Origin of the sequence: Nitrospira sp., assembly GCA_030692565.1 — a bacterium.
Classification (GTDB): Bacteria; Nitrospirota; Nitrospiria; order Nitrospirales; family Nitrospiraceae; genus Nitrospira_D.
On sequence record JAUYAO010000052.1, the window covers coordinates 26,539 to 42,804 of the forward strand.

Here is a 16,266-nt window from a genome sequence, read left to right on the forward strand (position 1 = left end):
CTGGAGAGTGTTGAAAAATGGGCAGAGCAGAACAACGAGTGTCGGTGTCGCTAAAAGCGCGAAGCTACGACATTGTCATCAAGCCGGGCTTGATCGACGAGCTTGCCATGCGTCTTCAGTCCATTGCCACAACCGAACGTGTCGGCATTGTGACGGATCGGCATGTTGCCAGGCACTATCTTGGCGCCGTGCTGGAGCAATGTGAGCAGGCCGGGCTCCACCCGGTCCCAATCGTATTGCCGCCAGGGGAAAAAAATAAGACGCTCGCGACTGTTGGGAAGATTCTGGATGTGCTGGCGAAGGAGCGCTTTGAGCGAAAGTCGTTGTTGATGGCGGTTGGGGGAGGGGTTGTAGGGGATGTGACGGGATTTGCTGCAGCGATTTACCAGCGAGGGATTCCGTTCGTCCAGGTTCCGACCACATTGGTCGCGCAGGTCGATTCGAGCGTCGGAGGAAAGACCGGAGTCGATCATCGGTTGGGAAAGAATCTCATCGGAGCATTTCACCAGCCCAAGGCCGTCTGGATTGATACCGCGCTTTTGCGTACGCTTCCGAAGCGGGAGTGGATTGCAGGTCTGGCCGAAGTGATCAAATACGGTATCATTGCCGACAAGAGGTTTTTTGCGTATCTCGAACGAACAATGGCGGCTATTCTGCAACTTGAGCCTCAGGCTGTCATGCAGATTGTGAAACGTTCCTGTGAGATCAAGGCCCAGGTGGTGGCAGAGGATGAGCAGGAGTCGGATCGTCGAAGGATTTTGAATTACGGACATACGATCGGACATGCCCTAGAGGCCTTAGGCGGCTATCAGTCGTTGATTCATGGGGAGGCTGTTGGCATTGGGCTTGTGCTTGAGGCGGATTTAGCCAGGCACCAGGGGTATTGCGACTCTAAGACGGTTGAGCGAATCAGGTCGGTCGTCCGTTCTGCCGGTTTGTCTGATCGTCTGACAAGTCCTTCTATGGGGAAGGTGTGGGCGGCGATGCAGCACGACAAGAAGGTCTCGCAGGGGAAAGTGGTGGGTGTGTGGCCGTCCGCGATCGGACGAGTTCGGATTGCGCCGCTTGAGCGAGCCACGTTTGCTGAGTGGTTTCACACTGTTCCTGCAGGGGCCAGAGGGCGATCAAAGTGAATAGGGAAACACGTGCAATGAGGGACATCCTCGCTCGGGATCTATAAAAATGGCATCAAAAAAGCTTTCATCCGCGCAATTAGAGCAAGCGTTGCGAGAAAAGACTCGCGAGGTGGATGTGCTGCACCGGATTAGCGAGTCGATCAGTAACACGCTCGATCTTGAGGCCGTGCTCCGGCATATTGTCGATGTTGTGGTCGAGGTAACGAAAGCGGACGCCTGTCTTCTGTATCTGCTGTCTGACGGCCGGGATGAATTGATTCTTCGGGCCTCGAAAAATCCTCATCCTCGCCTGATCGGGCGCATTACGATCGGTCTGGGCGAAGGCATCACCGGCTGGGTGGCCCGTGAGCGGACGCGTGTGGTCGTTCCCAATAATGCCAGTGAGGATCCTCGGTTCAAGTTTTTCAATAACCTTCCCGAGGATCGGTATCAGGCTTTTGTCTCCGTGCCGATTCTCGCCAAGAAAGAGGTGAGCGGCGTCATCAATGTGCAGCATAAGCGCTCTCGTCGCTATCGAGAAGATGAACTCGCGCTCCTCACCACTATTGCCAATCAGGTCGGAGGCGCAATTGAGAATGCCCGCCTCTATGATCAGATGCGCCGGAAGGCGCTGCAGTTGGAAACGTTGTCGCAAGTCTCAGAGACGGTTGCGTCCAACCGGATAACGGACGATGTTCTTCAGCTGATTGTGACCATGACCGCGCAGATGTTGGGCTCGAAAATCTGTTCGATCATGCTGCTGGACGAAGCCAGCGGAGAGCTGCGGATTGCTGCCACGCAAAGCTTGAGCGAATCGTATCGGCGAAAACCCAATCTCAAGGTCGGACAAAGCATCAGCGGTCGAGCTGTCCAGGAGCGACGATCAATCATCGTTCCGGATGTGACGAAAGAGCGGGACTATATGTATTCTGACTTAGCGGCGAAGGAGGGGTTTTGTTCGCTGCTGTCTGTGCCGATGATGATGCGGGAGAAGTGTGTGGGCGTAATCAATAGTTACACGTCGGTTCCCCATACTTTTACGTCGGAAGAAGTGCGGCTCATGCAGGCGATCGCCAATCAGGCGGCAATTTCCATCGAGCATACGACGTTGTTGGAAAAATCGTTCGAGATGCAAGAGGCCCTGGCCGTCCGGAAGTTGTTAGATCGTGCGAAGGGGTATCTCATGCGATCCAAGAGGCTGTCGGAGGAGGAATCCTTCAAGCTCATTCAACGGCAAAGTATGGACTTGCGGAAATCCATGAGAGAGATTGCTGAAGCAATCCTGCTTGCCGGGGATATCGACGAGCGCGCCGAGAAACGAAAGGTCTGACCAGGTTCGGAGTTATCGAATCCGGTCTGGTGCAGCGGATTCAGGTAACGGACGGTTGAGATGTTGATCGATGGTCCGTCCTTCCGTAGCTTTCTATTTTGCGACTGTCCCACTACATAGACTCTTGATCATCCACATCTCACGTTCCGATCGGGTTGAGGTTGTTGGAATTGTGCCAGCCTGAGTTTGTGGAGGAGTGGCTAGGGTGAGGCTTTCGGTTTTGACTTGGGCTTGGGTTTGGTATCCTGTTCCGCTAGCTGCTTCTTGAGCGCCTCCAACTCTGCACGCAAGCCTTCCAGCTCCTGTGCCTGTTTATCCACGACGGCCCTGATGGCCGGAGCGGACTCGGCTGTCTGCGGGACGGAACCACTTGCCGGCACGGGAAGGGCTATGGCCGGGGTAGGGGAAGTCGGGGTGAGCGGTACGGCTGACGGGAGTTTTGCCAGCAGTCCATACGCGAGTGCGACTCTAGGCCGATCCGGCTCGATTTCCATCCAGGTTTGCGGCGTGGCCGAGGGGACTTGGAAGTCGCGAGGCTCGAACGAGAGGGCGTAAATCGAGAGTTGTTCGTCACGCCGATCCGCCAGTGAATGATAATGGCTGATGGCAAGATGCAACACCGGGCCGTCGATGTAGAGTGTTCCATCGGTCACATCGTTGCCGCCCCCGACCTGAAACTTGACTCGGTGGTCCGGTTGCGCCCGTTTGAGCGCTGTAGCAACGGCCGGGGCTAGAAAAGCGACCTGCTGTGGTGAGAAGACCCGGGTGGGTTTCACTTCCCCATAGGTGCTGTGATCGTCCGATGGGTAAATGCCGATGGAGAGTCCGGCAAACGTCTTGGCTAATGTATCGAGGGGCAGGTCGATCGGGTGACTGGCTTTGAATGCTTTGAGGGGGCCGCTGTAGCGCATGGTCGTGCCCCGATTGGAGAGCTGCTGGAGGTAGACCGCGCCGTCTGCGCTGTCGGTTACCAGTGTCTGATCGGAAAAGGCTCCGCACCCGGCCAAAAGCAGAGATCCAACTAGTATGCTGCAGCTCAGTGCGGGTCTGGTTGAATGCCGGATCATGAGACGCAGTCTAACATAGGTTCTTGAGCGAATCTTCAGGTCTTCAGGCAACCTCTCCGTTAGAAATGCGGTTTCCTCCATTGACAGGAATGCGGCGGCATTGCTATAAACCAATCTATTATTTCGGAGACAATGGAGTCTCCGGTTGCTTTGATCGCATTGGTCGGACAATGACGTCCTCCGGCGTTTTCACCCGGTTACGGGAAGAAAAGCCTGAGGGCGTTTTTTTTGTTGTGAATGCTGAACACAGCCGCCGGCTTCGTTCTCACTAGTTCGGAACCTCGACGTACCGGACTGGTATGCCTCGGTGCTTCACGTCGCTGCGGCCTTGCGGGCGACTGTTTTGAGCATTCTCTTGGAAACGGGTAGTTCATGCGCATTCTTCGAATCGCCATGGCCCAGATGAACCCCACGGTCGGCGATATTGCCGGGAATACCCGTGCGATCAAGCGCTGGATCAAGGAGGCCCGGAAGGCTAAGGCGGATGTGGTGGCTTTCCCGGAACTGGCGGTGACGGGGTATCCACCGGAAGATTTGCTGCTCAAGCCACGGTTCGTGGCGGACAATCTGCGGGCGCTGGATGAGCTTGCGAAGGAATGTAAGGGCGTGCTCGCGGTGGTCGGCCATGTCGGCCAGGGACAGGCGGGCAACGGGAAGTCCCGGCAATCGGTGGTCGCGGCGGGGCAGCATGAATTGACCAACTCGGCGGCACTCATCGGCGAGCGGGGCGTGCTGTGCCGATACAGCAAGTGGATCCTTCCGAACTATGGAGTCTTCGACGAGAGCCGCTATTTTCACCCCGGCCGAACCTTGCCGGTGATCGCACTTCGCGGGGTCACTGTCGGGCTCAATGTCTGTGAAGACATCTGGTTTCCGGACGGCCCGACACGTCTGCAAGCCGCTGCCGGCACCGATGTCATCATCAACATCAACGCGTCTCCCTTTCAGATCGGGAAGAGCCGGATTCGCGAGCAGATGCTGGCGACGCGCGCCCGGGAGAACGGCGTGATCGTGACCTACACCAATACCGTGGGCGGGCAGGACGAGCTGGTGTTTGACGGCAACAGCCTGGTGCTCGATCAGACCGGCGCAGTCATCGCGCGGGCCAAAGCCTTCCAGGAAGATTTTCTCCTGGCTGATTTGAATGCCGATGCCGTGCTGCGGCACCGAATGGCGCAGCGGCGGACGAAGGCGCTGACTGCCAAGCTGGCGGGCGCCGTCGAGCGGATGACTGTGAAGCTCCCCGCCGCTCCGAAGCGTGCGCGCGTCCTTCCGGGGCTCGAGCCTTTGCGGGAGGAATTGGACGAGGTGTATGCCGCGCTGGTGCTCGGGGTGCGGGACTATGTCCGGAAAAACGGATTCAAGAAAGTCGTCATCGGATTGAGCGGGGGAATCGACTCGGCAATCACCGCCGTGATCGCGGTCGATGCGCTGGGCGCGGACAACGTGCTCGGCCTGTTCATGCCCTCGCCCTATACGTCGCAGGACAGCGGTGACGATGTGGCGGAGTTGGCCCGGCGGCTGCACATCGCCTATGACACGATTGCGATTACCCCGACGTTCGACGCCTATCGGCAGTCGCTTGCCTCGTCGTTTGAGGGACGGCCGGTCGATACGACCGAGGAGAATCTTCAAGCGCGCATCCGGGGCAATCTGCTCATGGCCTTTTCGAATAAGTTCGGCCATCTCGTGCTGACCACCGGCAATAAGAGTGAAATGAGCGTGGGCTACGCGACCCTCTACGGGGATATGGCCGGCGGGTTTGCCGTGATCAAGGACGTGCCGAAGACCATGGTCTATGACCTCTCGCATTTGCGCAATGCGGTCGGGAAGACCCCTGTGATTCCCAAACGTGTCCTCGACCGTCCGCCGACGGCGGAATTGCGCCCGAACCAGAAAGACGAAGACAGTCTGCCGCCCTATCCGGTACTGGATCCGATCCTCAAGGCCTATGTGGAAGAGGACCGGTCGCTGGAAGAAATCGTGGCGATGGGATTCGACCGGGCCGTGGCGGCCAAGGTTATCGGTCTAGTGGATCGCAGCGAATACAAACGGCGTCAGGCGCCGATCGGGATCAAGATTTCACACCGGGCATTCGGGAAGGATCGGCGTATGCCGATCACCAACGGGTATCGATAACCGTGTGTGTTGCGGGGAGCCTTCGCGGGGCTCCTTCGCCTGTGCCGCATCGACCGACGAAGTGGTTGGTCATTTTCACTGGCAATGGCGCCAGAGTTCGTCATTTTGTCGCTCTCGCTTTGGGAGCGATAAGGAGGCAGGTCTTTTATTCATTTGGAGGCGCCATGCAAAAGGTAGGGTATCGAGGTGTGCGTGGGTGGGTCGTTGGAACTCTGTTGGGGATCAGTGGGCTTGTCCTTTCTCCAGGAGTGTCTCAGGCCGGTATGACGGATGATTTGATGGATACCACGAAGCATCCGGTGTCAGTGACGATGGCCATGCAGGCCGACAGTTTCTTCGGTTTCAATCCGGCGATCTATGGGACTTATGGTCTGACCGACAATGTGGCGCTGGCATTCAGTGTGACCTATTGGACGGCCATTTCTGGAATCGGCGTCCACAATAACAACCCGTGGCTGGAAACGGACATGGGTTTGAACCTGACTTTTCTGGACAAGCGTCTTTCTATTACACCCATGATCGGATTTGTTCATGGACAGTTGTTGTCCTCCCGCGGGGGATTCTTTTCGAACGGCGATGGCGCCACAAACGAACGGACGACGGCATTCGAGGGTATCGTGCCGAGTCTGACCATGAATTATGTCGACGATCGTTTTGAGGGCGAGTTTTACATGGGGTATTACAAAGCCATTCGGGAAGAGGGCGGGAAAGCCGGACAGCCTGGCGCGTCAAATTGTACCCAGGTCGGCTCAAATGATCCCAATTGCTTGCTGACTGCGGCACGCGGAGTGGGGGGGCGCGGTTCGTGGGACTTCTTGCATTATTGGGCGAACGTGGGCTATCGGGCGAACAGCATGTTCTCACTGGGCGTACACTATGAACAGCTGCTCTCAACACGCGCATCCGCGACAGGCTTAGGAGGAGGATCGCTGCCCGGCTATCAGCAGGATTACTATCGCTGGATTGGACCGTATGTGGAAATGAAGCTGGCGGGCGGGATGGCTTTCCGGTTTACCGCGGGAAAAGACATGGGGAACAACGAAGATTTCTACAAGCTGAAGTTTACCAAGACGTTCTAGTGTCTGAAGGCTGGGGAGCGGGAGTGGGGTGAGGGGGCAGATCCTTCTCGTCTCACTCCCTGGGTTTGTGACAATCCGATGCGAAGGAGGCAGATCGTGACCATGTTCACACGTTTTGCGGTCGTACTGGGAGCCGGGCTGGGGATGCTCTGTGCATCGCTGGTCGGGATGCCAGAGGCGAGCGCGCAGGCCACGGCATTGAAGGTCGATTCGGGAGACACGGCCTGGGTGCTCATGTCGTCGGCGTTGGTGCTGGTCATGCTGGTCCCTGGGTTGGCGCTGTTTTACGGGGGGCTGGTACGGAGCAAGAATGTGCTGGGCACGATCATGCAGAGTTTCATCATCCTGAGCGTGGTGAGCCTGTTATGGATTCTTATCGGGTACAGTCTGGCCTTTGGACCGGACAAAGGGGGCGTGATCGGCGGGCTGGATTGGGCCGGCTTGACCAGCGTCGGGGTGGAGCCTCATCCAACATATGGGCCGACAATCCCGCATCAAGCCTTCATGTTTTTTCAGATGATGTTTGCCGCCATTACGCCGGCGCTCATCGCGGGGGCGTTTGCCGAGCGGAAGCGGTTCAGCGCGATGGTCCTCTTTTCGGCGCTGTGGTCGCTGTTCGTCTATGCGCCGCTCGCTCATTGGATCTGGGGGGGCGGCTGGTTGGCGAAGCTGGGAGCCTTGGACTTTGCCGGCGGCGCGGTCGTGCACATTAGCTCAGGCGCGGCGGCGCTGGTCTGCGCGCTCGTCCTGGGTAAACGCCGCGGCTATGGCACCGACTATATGGCCCCGCACAATCTTCCCATGACCTTGCTAGGAACGGGATTGCTCTGGTTCGGGTGGTTCGGTTTTAACGGCGGCAGTGCGCTGGGCGCCAACGGGGTCGCGATTTCGGCCATCGTGGCGACCCACACAGCGGCCTCGATGGGGGCGCTCGTCTGGTGTATCGCGGAGTGGGTGCATCGAGGCAAGCCGACGGTGCTCGGGGTGGCGAGTGGTGCCGTCGCCGGACTGGCGACCGTCACACCCGCATCCGGGTATATCGGGCCGTTTCCGGCTATGTTGATCGGTGCGGCGGCCGGACTGGCCTGCTACTTCGCAATTGTCTGGAAGGGTCGATTCGGCTATGATGACTCGCTTGACGTCGTGGGGATTCACGGGGTCGGCGGAGTGCTGGGCATTCTCGCGACAGGGCTGTTCGCCAGTAAGGCGATCAACGCCGGGGGAGCCGACGGGCTGTTGTACGGCAACGCTGCCTTTTTCGGAGTGCAGGTGCTGACGGTGATCGTGGTTGCGGTCTTTTCCGCGGTCGTGACGTTTCTCTTGCTCAAGCTGGTCGATGGCATGACGAAACTGCGCATCGAGCCGGAAGAAGAGGCGACAGGATTGGATCTGAGCCAACACAACGAGCGCGCCTACTCATAGGAGATCGAGCATGAAATTGATCGAAGCCATCATCAAGCCTTTCAAGTTGGACGAGGTCAAGGATGCCCTGCTGGAGATCGGCATACAGGGGATGACCGTGACGGAAGTCAAAGGGTTCGGCCGTCAGAAGGGCCACAAGGAGACCTACCGCGGACAGGAATATACAATTGAGTTTGTGCCGAAAGTAAAAGTCGAAGTGGCTGTGCCGGACAGCCAGGTGCAGCGGGTGCTCGATACGATTGCCAGAACGGCCAAGACCGGCAGCATCGGAGACGGGAAGATTTTCGTGCGCGATCTTGGTATGGCCGTCCGGATTCGAACGGGGGAAACGGGGGACACCGCGTTGTGAGTCTTTCGTCCGATCAGCGGGTCTTTGCGCAAACCGACCTCGATGGCGCGGCTGTCGGCGCCATGCTGGCCGAGCAGCGGCAGGCCATTGCGCGACGCTTGATGGACGGAGCGTCCGGGGCGGAGTTGGTGGTGGCCCAGACCGATCTGGCGGACGGATTAATCGTCGGCCGGTATCGTAATGCTGCACGCCAGGGTGGCGAGGCGATGATGACCGCCGCCTTTCAGCAGTGCTGTTTGGTTGCGATTGGCGGCTATGGCCGGCGTGAGCTCTCACCCTATTCGGATATCGATTTGATGGTGCTGTTCCGTCCTGAGGCGCAGAAGATCGTCCCGGATTTCGTGCGGCAGGTGCTCCATCCTCTTTGGGATATCGGCTTTCAAGTCGGTCACAGCGTGCGTACCATCGCGGACTGCATCAGCCTGGGGCTGAGCGATGCGACCGTGCGCACCTCGATGATGGAAGCCCGGTTCCTCACCGGACACTCTCAGCTGTTTCAGGAATTCCATGCGCTCTATTCGCGCAAAGTGTCCACGGTCGGGGTCGACAAATATCTGGACCAGAAGCTGGCCGAGCGACGCCGGGAGTACGAAAAATTCGGCGAAACGGTCTATCTGCTCGAGCCGAATGTAAAGAAAAGCCAGGGCGGCTTGCGCGATCTGCATCTGTTGCAATGGGCCGGGATCGCCCGGTACCAGGCGCCGACGATTCGTGAACTGTCGGATCGGGGGTTCCTTTCGCGGCAGGATCATGCCGTCGTAAGTGAAGCCCGGGAGTTTTTACTGCGCGTGCGCGGGTTGTTGCACATTCATGCGGGCATAGCGCAAGAAATCCTCTCCTTCGATGAGCAGGTGTGGCTGGCGGCGCGGTTCGGATTCGAGGACCGTCCGCATCTCCTGGCCGTCGAGCAGTTCATGCAGCAGTACTATCGCCATACCATGGGGCTGCACGAAGCGACGGTCCGGTTTGTCCGGCGGTGCAAGCCGCGCTCGATCTGGGCGCGCCTCACCGGATGGCTGCCGTCGGCCAAGCTGGAGCAGTACTTTGTCCTCAGCGGCGAGACCTTGACCGTGCCGGTCGAATTGCGGCCGCGGGTGATTGAAAGCCCGGCCTTGCTGATGCGGTTGTTTGATCTCGCCCGTTCGAAGCGGGTCGCGATCGAGCCGGCGTTGGTCGAGGATATCCATCGCCATATGGAAGGGCTCACGGACGAAGGGTTCCGGACGCCGGAAGTCAGCCGGATCTTCCTGAGTATTCTCGCTGGACCTGGCACGGCTGCCACGCTGGAAGCGATGCATCGCGCGCATTTGCTGGAAAAGTTGATTCCCGTCTGCTCATCCGTGCGGGGGCTGATGCAGTTCAACCAGTACCACAAATACACCGTTGACGAGCATAGTCTGTTGGCGGTCGCGAAAGTGGAATCGTTCGCGCAGGATCAGGGCATGTTGGGTGAAGTGTATCGGGAGATCAAGCGCAAGGATCTGCTCCATCTCGCGGTGTTTCTCCATGATCTCGGGAAAGGCCAGGAAGAGGATCATAGCGAAGTCGGCCGGCGGATCGCCGAAGAGATGGCCGCGCGATTGGGTCTGGACGATACGGAGCGCCGGACCGTGTCCTTTCTCGTGCATCGGCATCTCATGATGGCCCATACCGCCTTTCGACGGGATCCCAACGACGAGAAAGTTGTGTTGCCGTTCGCCCGCGAAGCGGGAACGCCCGAGGTGCTGCGCAAGCTTCTGGCGCTCACGGCGGCCGACATTGCGGCGGTAGGACCGGGTGTGTTGACGAAATGGAAGGAATCACTGCTGATCGAGCTGTATGTGCGCACGATGCAGGAAGTATCGGGAGAGCGGGAGGCCGCCGATGCGCCGGAGCGCCTCAAGAGTATTGTGGCCGAGATAATGCAGCAGCCGGTGTTCCGCGGACAGGCGGATATTTCCCCGTCCTGGGTGGAAGCGCAGTTGCGTCAGTTTCCATTGCGGTATGCCTACGGAACCTCGCCGAGACGCATTGCCGCGCATTTGTCGACGATCAGACAGTTGAGTCCCGGAGAGGTCCTGGTCGATTCGGAGTTCAACGAAGCGCTGGGAACCTGCGAATATGCGGTTGTGACTTTCAACGACGTGATCCCGGGCGTGTTCTCCAAGCTGGCCGGGGTGATGGCGGCGAATGGATTGCAGATTCTGGACGCGCAGATTCTGACCCGGCAGGACGGCGTGGTGGTCGATACCTTTCAGGTCACCGACCCGGATTACAACGAAGCGCCTCCGGCTGAGCGGCGTGAGTCCATCGCGGCCATGATCGAGTCCGTCTTGCGGGGGAGGGAAGGGATCGAAGCCGTCGTGCAGCGGGGGACGCGCATGTCGGCATCGCGGTCGATCGGGCCGGCGCGTCAGGCTACGGAAGTGCGGATCGACAATGAAACGTCGGAGCGATACACCATCGTCGATGTGTTTGCGGACGACCGGCAGGGCTTGCTCTACGTCATCACCAACGCCATCTTCCGCCAGGGATTGTCCGTGCACGCGGCGCGTATTTCGACTCGCCTCGATCAGGTCGCGGACGTGTTTTACGTGACCGATGCGCAAGGGAAAAAGGTGGAGCAGGCGGAGCAGATCGAGCGGGTGCGTCATGGGGTTTGGAAGGAAATCGAAGAGTTTGTGGGTGTGAAGGCAGCATAACCGTCGAAAAGGTCTCACGCAGGTTGTTGTGAGGAGCCTGAAAGGAGGAGGGGATGAACGTCCGTGAGGTGTTAGAGTTTGCGAAGAAGAACAAGGTCCAGGTGGTGGACTTGAAGTTCGTCGATTTGATCGGAACCTGGCAGCATTTTACGATTCCGCTCGGGGAGTTGACGGAAGACCTCTTCAAGGACGGGTCCGGTCTGGACGGCTCATCGATCCGTGGATGGAGGGCCATCAACAACAGCGACATGCTGGTGGTGCCCGATCCTTCGACGGCGACTATGGATCCGTTTTGCGCCGTGCCGACGCTGAGCTTGATCGGCAACGTCGTCGATCCGATCACCCGCGAGACCTACAATCGCGATCCCCGCTTCATCGCCCAGAAGGCGGAGAAGTATCTCCAGAGCACCAAGATCGGCGACACCTCCTACTGGGGCCCGGAAGCCGAATTCTTTATCTTCGATCAGGCCCGCTACGATCAGACGAATCACAGCGGCTACTACTTCATCGATTCCGAAGAGGGTGTCTGGAACATGGGCCAGGAGGGTGTCAACCTGGGCGGAAAGATCCGTTCCAAGGAAGGCTACTTTCCGGTGGCGCCGACCGACACGCAGCAGGATATCCGGACCGAAATGGTACTGGAGATGGAGAAGGCCGGCATTTCCATCGAGAAGCATCACCATGAAGTGGCCACGGCCGGTCAGGCGGAAATCGACATCCGGTTCGACTCGCTGGTCCGGACGGCCGACAAAATGATGATGTACAAGTACATCGTCAAGAACGTCGCGCGCCGTCACGGCAAGACTGCGACCTTCATGCCGAAGCCGATTTTCGGCGATAACGGATCGGGCATGCATACGCACCAGAGCATCTGGAAAGACGGCAAGCCCCTCTTCGCGGGCAAGGAATATGCGGGCGTGTCCCAGATGTGTCTCCATTACATCGGCGGCATTCTCAAGCATGCGCCGGCCCTGGCGGCGATTACCAACCCGACGACCAACTCCTATAAGCGGTTGACGCCGGGATTCGAAGCGCCGGTGCTGCTGGCCTATTCCAGCCGGAACCGGTCGGCGGGTATCCGCATTCCGATGTATTCGCCGAGCCCCAAAGCGAAGCGGATCGAAGTGCGCTTCCCGGATCCCGGTGCCAACCCGTATCTCGCGTTCGCAGCCATGTTGATGGCGGGATTGGACGGCATCGAGAACAAGATCAATCCGGGCGAACCGGCAGAGAAGGATCTCTACGATCTCGAAGCGAAGGAAGCCGCCAAGATCAAGACCATGCCGGGCAGCCTCGACGAGGCGCTGAACAACCTCGAAAAGGATCACCAATTCCTGCTCAAGGGCGGGGTCTTTACGGAGGATTTGATCGAGGCCTGGATCGGGTACAAGCGTACGAAGGAAGTCGATACGATGCGGTTGCGGCCGCATCCGTACGAGTTCTTCTTGTACTACGACATCTAGGACGTGGCCGGGCCTATTCGAAAGTATGGGTTGACGGTGGACTGCAAGCCGTGTTAGAAATCATTGTATGAGCTGATCGTGGCAAAGGCGCCCCGGTCGAGGCTCTCGACATAAGGCAACGGACAAAGGCGTCCGTCATTCTGAAAGGGATGGCGGGCGCCTTTTGATTTTCTGAGCCAGTGAGGCTTCTTCGTCGAAGCCTTGCGCGTAGAGGCAGGTCGTGGCAGACCTGTCGTGAGATGGACAAAGGCGTCCTTTTCCCCTGAGGGAGAAGGACGCCTTTTGTGTTTCTGGACAATCATCGGACGACCTAACCTGGAGGGGACTATGCATCACGCGGATCATGAACGGATCGCAGGGGTGGCAAAGAAGAAGGTGGGGTTTCTTGATACATCATTGGGTGGGTACCTTGTGTTGTCGGCCATGGCCGGCATCTATCTGGGATTCGGCATTGCCCTGATCTTCAGTCTGGGCGCGCCGCTCGCGGCGGCTGGATCGCCGGTGGTCAAGCTGGTGATGGGCGCCTCGTTCGGTATCGCCCTGACGCTGGTGATTTTCGCCGGGTCGGAACTGTTCACCGGCAACAATATGATTGGAGCGATCGGCGGGCTCTCGCGCAGCGTGACGTGGGGCCAAGTTTTCCAGCTCAACTTCTGGTCCTGGTTCGGGAACCTGATCGGATCGTTGGCGCTGGCCTGGCTCGTGGTGGAGTCCGGCGTCTTTGCCAAGGGGCCGACGGCCGACATGATTCAAAAAGTGGCCGGGGTGAAGATGTCCTTGGGGCCGTGGGAGTTGTTCGTGCGCGGCATCTTGTGCAACTGGCTCATCTGTCTGGCGGTCTGGACGGCGGGGCGGACGACCAATGACGCGGCGAAGATCATGCTGATTTTCTGGTGTCTGTTTGCCTTCATTGGGATCGGGTTTGAACACAGCATCGCCAATCAATCGTTCCTGGGTATGGCGCTCTTCATGCCGCACGAGGCCGCCGTGAGCTGGGCGGGGTTTTGGTACAACCAACTCTTTGTGGTGCTGGGCAATATTGTCGGCGGTGGGATGTTCGTCGGCGGACTCTATTGGCTCGTGAGTCCCTATCGTGTCGAAGCAGCGGAATCAGTCACCGTCCCGGTACCGGCCGTGTCGGTGCCGGCAGGATCGTAGCGAGAGGAACCGTTCACCTATCCATACTCTTACAAGGAGACGATGACGATGTCGAAAGATGAAATTCGGAAGGCCATCAAGGAGAAGCGGGTCGCCAAGAAAGTGACCATTGCCGAAGTCGCAAAAGTGGTCGGGAAGAACCCCACATTTGTCGCCGCCGCGTTGAATGGTAATCATAAGTTGACGGCCGATGAAGCCAAGAAGGTCGGCGACTTGATCGGGCTGGATGCCGAGCTGACGGCGGCACTCAGCAAATTTCCCGTCCGGGCTGATTTCCCGAATGCGACGGACCCATTCAAGTACCGGCTGTTGGAAATCATCGGGGTCTATGGAGATTCATTGCGCGAGCAGGCCAATGAAATGTTCGGCGACGGCATTATGAGCGCGATCGATTACACGATGGAAATGGAAAAGGTGACGGGAAGCCAGGGTGAGGCCCGCTGCAAGATTACCCTGAACGGCAAGTGGCTCGAGTATAAGACGTTCTAGCAGGATCGAGGAACGCTGGCGCCGACGATGTTGTCGGCGCCGTTCGGCTGGCAATGGCGCCAGCTTCCGGGGCTCTTGAGCGGGGCCTGCCGGAGGCTGGCGCCATTGTGTTTCAAGGGGGGAAAGGAGGCGACGATGGACATGGAACGAGCCGGTGATCGGGAACACATGGGATTGGAGAAGACCCTCGGAGACCTGCTGCGCGCCCGCCGAGCGGTGACGCTCGACGATATCGCCGGCGTGCTGGGGGGAGACTGTCTTGCGCAGATCTTTCTCACCGTCGATCGGTGGAGCCGGGCGGGAATCGTACGATTAGTACGGGATGTCACCGGATATCGGGTAGAGTTAATCAACTAGACCGTGAGGAGGACGGGATGAACAAGATCGAGGCGATCAAGGCTGAGCGTGACGGATTGGCGGTGCGGGAGATGATTGCCCACTATGCGACGACCGGGTGGGAATCGATTCCTGAGGCCGATGTCCAGCGGCTCAAGTGGTATGGCCTCTTTCTGCGCAATCCTACGCCGGGATTGTTCATGGTACGGGTGCGGATTCCCGGCGGGCATACGTCGTCGTATCAACTGCGGGCGCTGGCCGAGATTGCTTCGACCTATGGCAACGGAGTTTTGGATCTGACCACCAGGCAACAAGTCCAACTTCGGAGCATCAAGATCGAAGATGTGCCGGCGGTCTTTGCCTGGATGGACGGGGTCGGACTGACCTCCATGCAAACCGGCATGGACAATGTCCGGAACGTCATGACCTGCGCCATCGCCGGCCTCAACCCGGATGAGGTCGTTGAGACCACGGCGCTGGTGCGGGCGATCAACGAAGCGATTCTCGGCAATCCGGCCTACTCCAATCTGCCGCGCAAGCTGAATGTGGCGGTGACCGGCTGCCCGCATAACTGCGTGCATATGGAGACGCAAGATCTGGCGCTTGTGCCGGCGCACTATGATTTGGGGCATGACCGGTGCGCGGGATTCAACGTGCTCGTGGGGGGCAAGCTGGGATCGGGCGGGTATCGAATCGCCACGCCCCTGGATGTGTTCGTCAATCCGGCCGAGGCGTTGGATGTGTGCCGCGCGATTCTGGAAATCTATCGTGACCATGGGCCGCGGGAGAGTCGCACGCAAGCCCGTCTCGCGTTCTTGATCGACGATTGGGGCGAGGTCCGATTTCGCGCCGAAGTTGAAGCCCGTCTAGGCAAACGGCTCGCGTCGGCCGGAATAGATGCCCGGAAAACGGGAGAACAAGACCATGTCGGGATCTTCCGTCAACGGCAACAGGGAATGAACTACGCCGGGCTCAAAGTACTCGTCGGGCGGGTGAAAGCGGCGGATCTCGTGAAGATCCTGAATTTGTCGGAGAAGTATGGGAACGGGGAAATCCGCATTACTCCCAGTCAAGCGCTGATCATTCCCAATATCAGCGATCGGACCGTCGGGGATCTGGCGGACGAACCGCTCTTAAAGCAATTCGCCTATAACCCGTCGGCCCTCTATAAAGGCCTGGTCAGCTGCGTCGGCAGCGACTACTGCAATCTGGCGGTGATTGAAAGCAAGGGGCGGGCGGTCGCGGTGGCCAAGGCGCTTGAGGGGCGGCTGGGCAACTCGCTCAAGCCGATCACCATGCATTGGTCCGGCTGCCCCGCGAGTTGCGGCAATCACCTGGTTGCCGATGTGGGGTTGTTGGGGAAAAAGGCCAAAGTCGACGGGAAGGTCGTCGAGGCGGTGGATATTTACGTCGGCGGCCGGTCGGGGCCCGACCCGAAGCTGGCAGTCAAGATTATGGAAGACGTGCCCTGCGACAAACTTCCGGCAGTGCTCGAAGGCCTGCTGCCCTACCACACACGGGAGAAGATGCACCGCGTCCGCGGCGGCGGAGCCAGGAAAGTGCTGGTGGGAAAGGAAACAAATATTTCGCCTGCGGCGTAGGGAACGGAGGCTTGAGGCTGCGCTGCGCATGGGATAT

13 protein-coding genes are annotated in these 16,266 nt (G+C 58.7%); 12 read left to right on the forward strand and 1 reads right to left on the reverse strand.

All coding sequences use genetic code 11. The features are described from left to right. The first annotated feature begins 17 nt into the window (after positions 1 to 17). On the forward strand, positions 18 to 1,133 hold the full coding sequence (aroB, locus tag Q8N04_13760) for a 3-dehydroquinate synthase (GenBank protein ID MDP3091743.1): 1,116 nt from the start codon (positions 18 to 20) through the stop codon (positions 1,131 to 1,133). A 49-nt stretch (positions 1,134 to 1,182) separates the two neighbouring features. Further along, a complete protein-coding gene (locus tag Q8N04_13765; protein ID MDP3091744.1) occupies positions 1,183 to 2,445 on the forward strand; it encodes a GAF and ANTAR domain-containing protein in 1,263 nt (420 codons plus the stop codon). Between the two features lie 200 nt (positions 2,446 to 2,645). On the opposite strand, the gene Q8N04_13770 is transcribed toward Q8N04_13765, so the two are convergent. Next, a complete protein-coding gene (locus Q8N04_13770) occupies positions 2,646 to 3,452 on the reverse strand; it encodes a hypothetical protein (GenBank protein ID MDP3091745.1) in 807 nt (268 codons plus the stop codon). 432 nt (positions 3,453 to 3,884) lie between these two features. Here Q8N04_13770 and Q8N04_13775 point away from each other — a divergent pair, with 432 nt between their 5' ends. The 10 genes from Q8N04_13775 to Q8N04_13820 all read left to right on the forward strand — a co-directional run bounded on the left by Q8N04_13775 (position 3,885) and on the right by Q8N04_13820 (position 16,229). Then, a complete protein-coding gene (locus Q8N04_13775) occupies positions 3,885 to 5,651 on the forward strand; it encodes an NAD+ synthase (protein MDP3091746.1) in 1,767 nt (588 codons plus the stop codon). A 278-nt stretch (positions 5,652 to 5,929) separates the two neighbouring features. Further along, complete coding sequence (locus Q8N04_13780; protein ID MDP3091747.1) at positions 5,930 to 6,730, forward strand: hypothetical protein; 801 nt, start codon at positions 5,930 to 5,932, stop codon at positions 6,728 to 6,730. Between the two features lie 102 nt (positions 6,731 to 6,832). Next, positions 6,833 to 8,152, forward strand: a complete 1,320-nt coding sequence (locus Q8N04_13785) for an ammonium transporter (GenBank protein ID MDP3091748.1) — start codon at positions 6,833 to 6,835, stop codon at positions 8,150 to 8,152. Positions 8,153 to 8,162: 10 nt separating this feature from the next. Further along, a complete protein-coding gene (locus tag Q8N04_13790) occupies positions 8,163 to 8,501 on the forward strand; it encodes a P-II family nitrogen regulator (GenBank protein MDP3091749.1) in 339 nt (112 codons plus the stop codon). Next, positions 8,498 to 11,182 (forward strand): [protein-PII] uridylyltransferase, encoded by a 2,685-nt coding sequence (glnD, locus tag Q8N04_13795; protein ID MDP3091750.1) that lies wholly within the window; start codon positions 8,498 to 8,500, stop codon positions 11,180 to 11,182. Before Q8N04_13790 ends, glnD begins: the two co-directional genes overlap by 4 nt. Before the next feature lie 53 nt (positions 11,183 to 11,235). Next, positions 11,236 to 12,645: a type I glutamate--ammonia ligase gene (glnA, locus tag Q8N04_13800; GenBank protein MDP3091751.1), complete on the forward strand. Its 1,410-nt coding sequence runs from the start codon at positions 11,236 to 11,238 to the stop codon at positions 12,643 to 12,645. 327 nt (positions 12,646 to 12,972) lie between these two features. Continuing rightward, positions 12,973 to 13,803, forward strand: a complete 831-nt coding sequence (locus Q8N04_13805) for a formate/nitrite transporter family protein (protein ID MDP3091752.1) — start codon at positions 12,973 to 12,975, stop codon at positions 13,801 to 13,803. A gap of 48 nt (positions 13,804 to 13,851) precedes the next feature. After that, entirely contained in the window at positions 13,852 to 14,292 is a 441-nt protein-coding gene (gene cynS, locus Q8N04_13810) for a cyanase (protein MDP3091753.1), read from the forward strand. A 135-nt stretch (positions 14,293 to 14,427) separates the two neighbouring features. Beyond that, entirely contained in the window at positions 14,428 to 14,649 is a 222-nt protein-coding gene (locus tag Q8N04_13815; protein ID MDP3091754.1) for a hypothetical protein, read from the forward strand. 17 nt (positions 14,650 to 14,666) lie between these two features. Next, positions 14,667 to 16,229, forward strand: a complete 1,563-nt coding sequence (locus tag Q8N04_13820) for a ferredoxin--nitrite reductase (protein MDP3091755.1) — start codon at positions 14,667 to 14,669, stop codon at positions 16,227 to 16,229. Positions 16,230 to 16,266: the final 37 nt, after the last annotated feature.

Coding starts and splice junctions, on each gene's coding strand:
- cynS (MDP3091753.1), top strand. CDS start 13,852: ATGTCGAAAGATGAAATTCGGAAGGCCATCAAGGAGAAGCGGGTCGCC.
- Q8N04_13785 (MDP3091748.1), top strand. CDS start 6,833: ATGTTCACACGTTTTGCGGTCGTACTGGGAGCCGGGCTGGGGATGCTC.
- Q8N04_13780 (MDP3091747.1), top strand. CDS start 5,930: ATGGATACCACGAAGCATCCGGTGTCAGTGACGATGGCCATGCAGGCC.
- Q8N04_13815 (MDP3091754.1), top strand. CDS start 14,428: ATGGACATGGAACGAGCCGGTGATCGGGAACACATGGGATTGGAGAAG.
- Q8N04_13775 (MDP3091746.1), top strand. CDS start 3,885: ATGCGCATTCTTCGAATCGCCATGGCCCAGATGAACCCCACGGTCGGC.
- glnA (MDP3091751.1), top strand. CDS start 11,236: ATGAACGTCCGTGAGGTGTTAGAGTTTGCGAAGAAGAACAAGGTCCAG.
- Q8N04_13790 (MDP3091749.1), top strand. CDS start 8,163: ATGAAATTGATCGAAGCCATCATCAAGCCTTTCAAGTTGGACGAGGTC.
- aroB (MDP3091743.1), top strand. CDS start 18: ATGGGCAGAGCAGAACAACGAGTGTCGGTGTCGCTAAAAGCGCGAAGC.
- Q8N04_13805 (MDP3091752.1), top strand. CDS start 12,973: ATGCATCACGCGGATCATGAACGGATCGCAGGGGTGGCAAAGAAGAAG.
- Q8N04_13765 (MDP3091744.1), top strand. CDS start 1,183: ATGGCATCAAAAAAGCTTTCATCCGCGCAATTAGAGCAAGCGTTGCGA.
- Q8N04_13820 (MDP3091755.1), top strand. CDS start 14,667: ATGAACAAGATCGAGGCGATCAAGGCTGAGCGTGACGGATTGGCGGTG.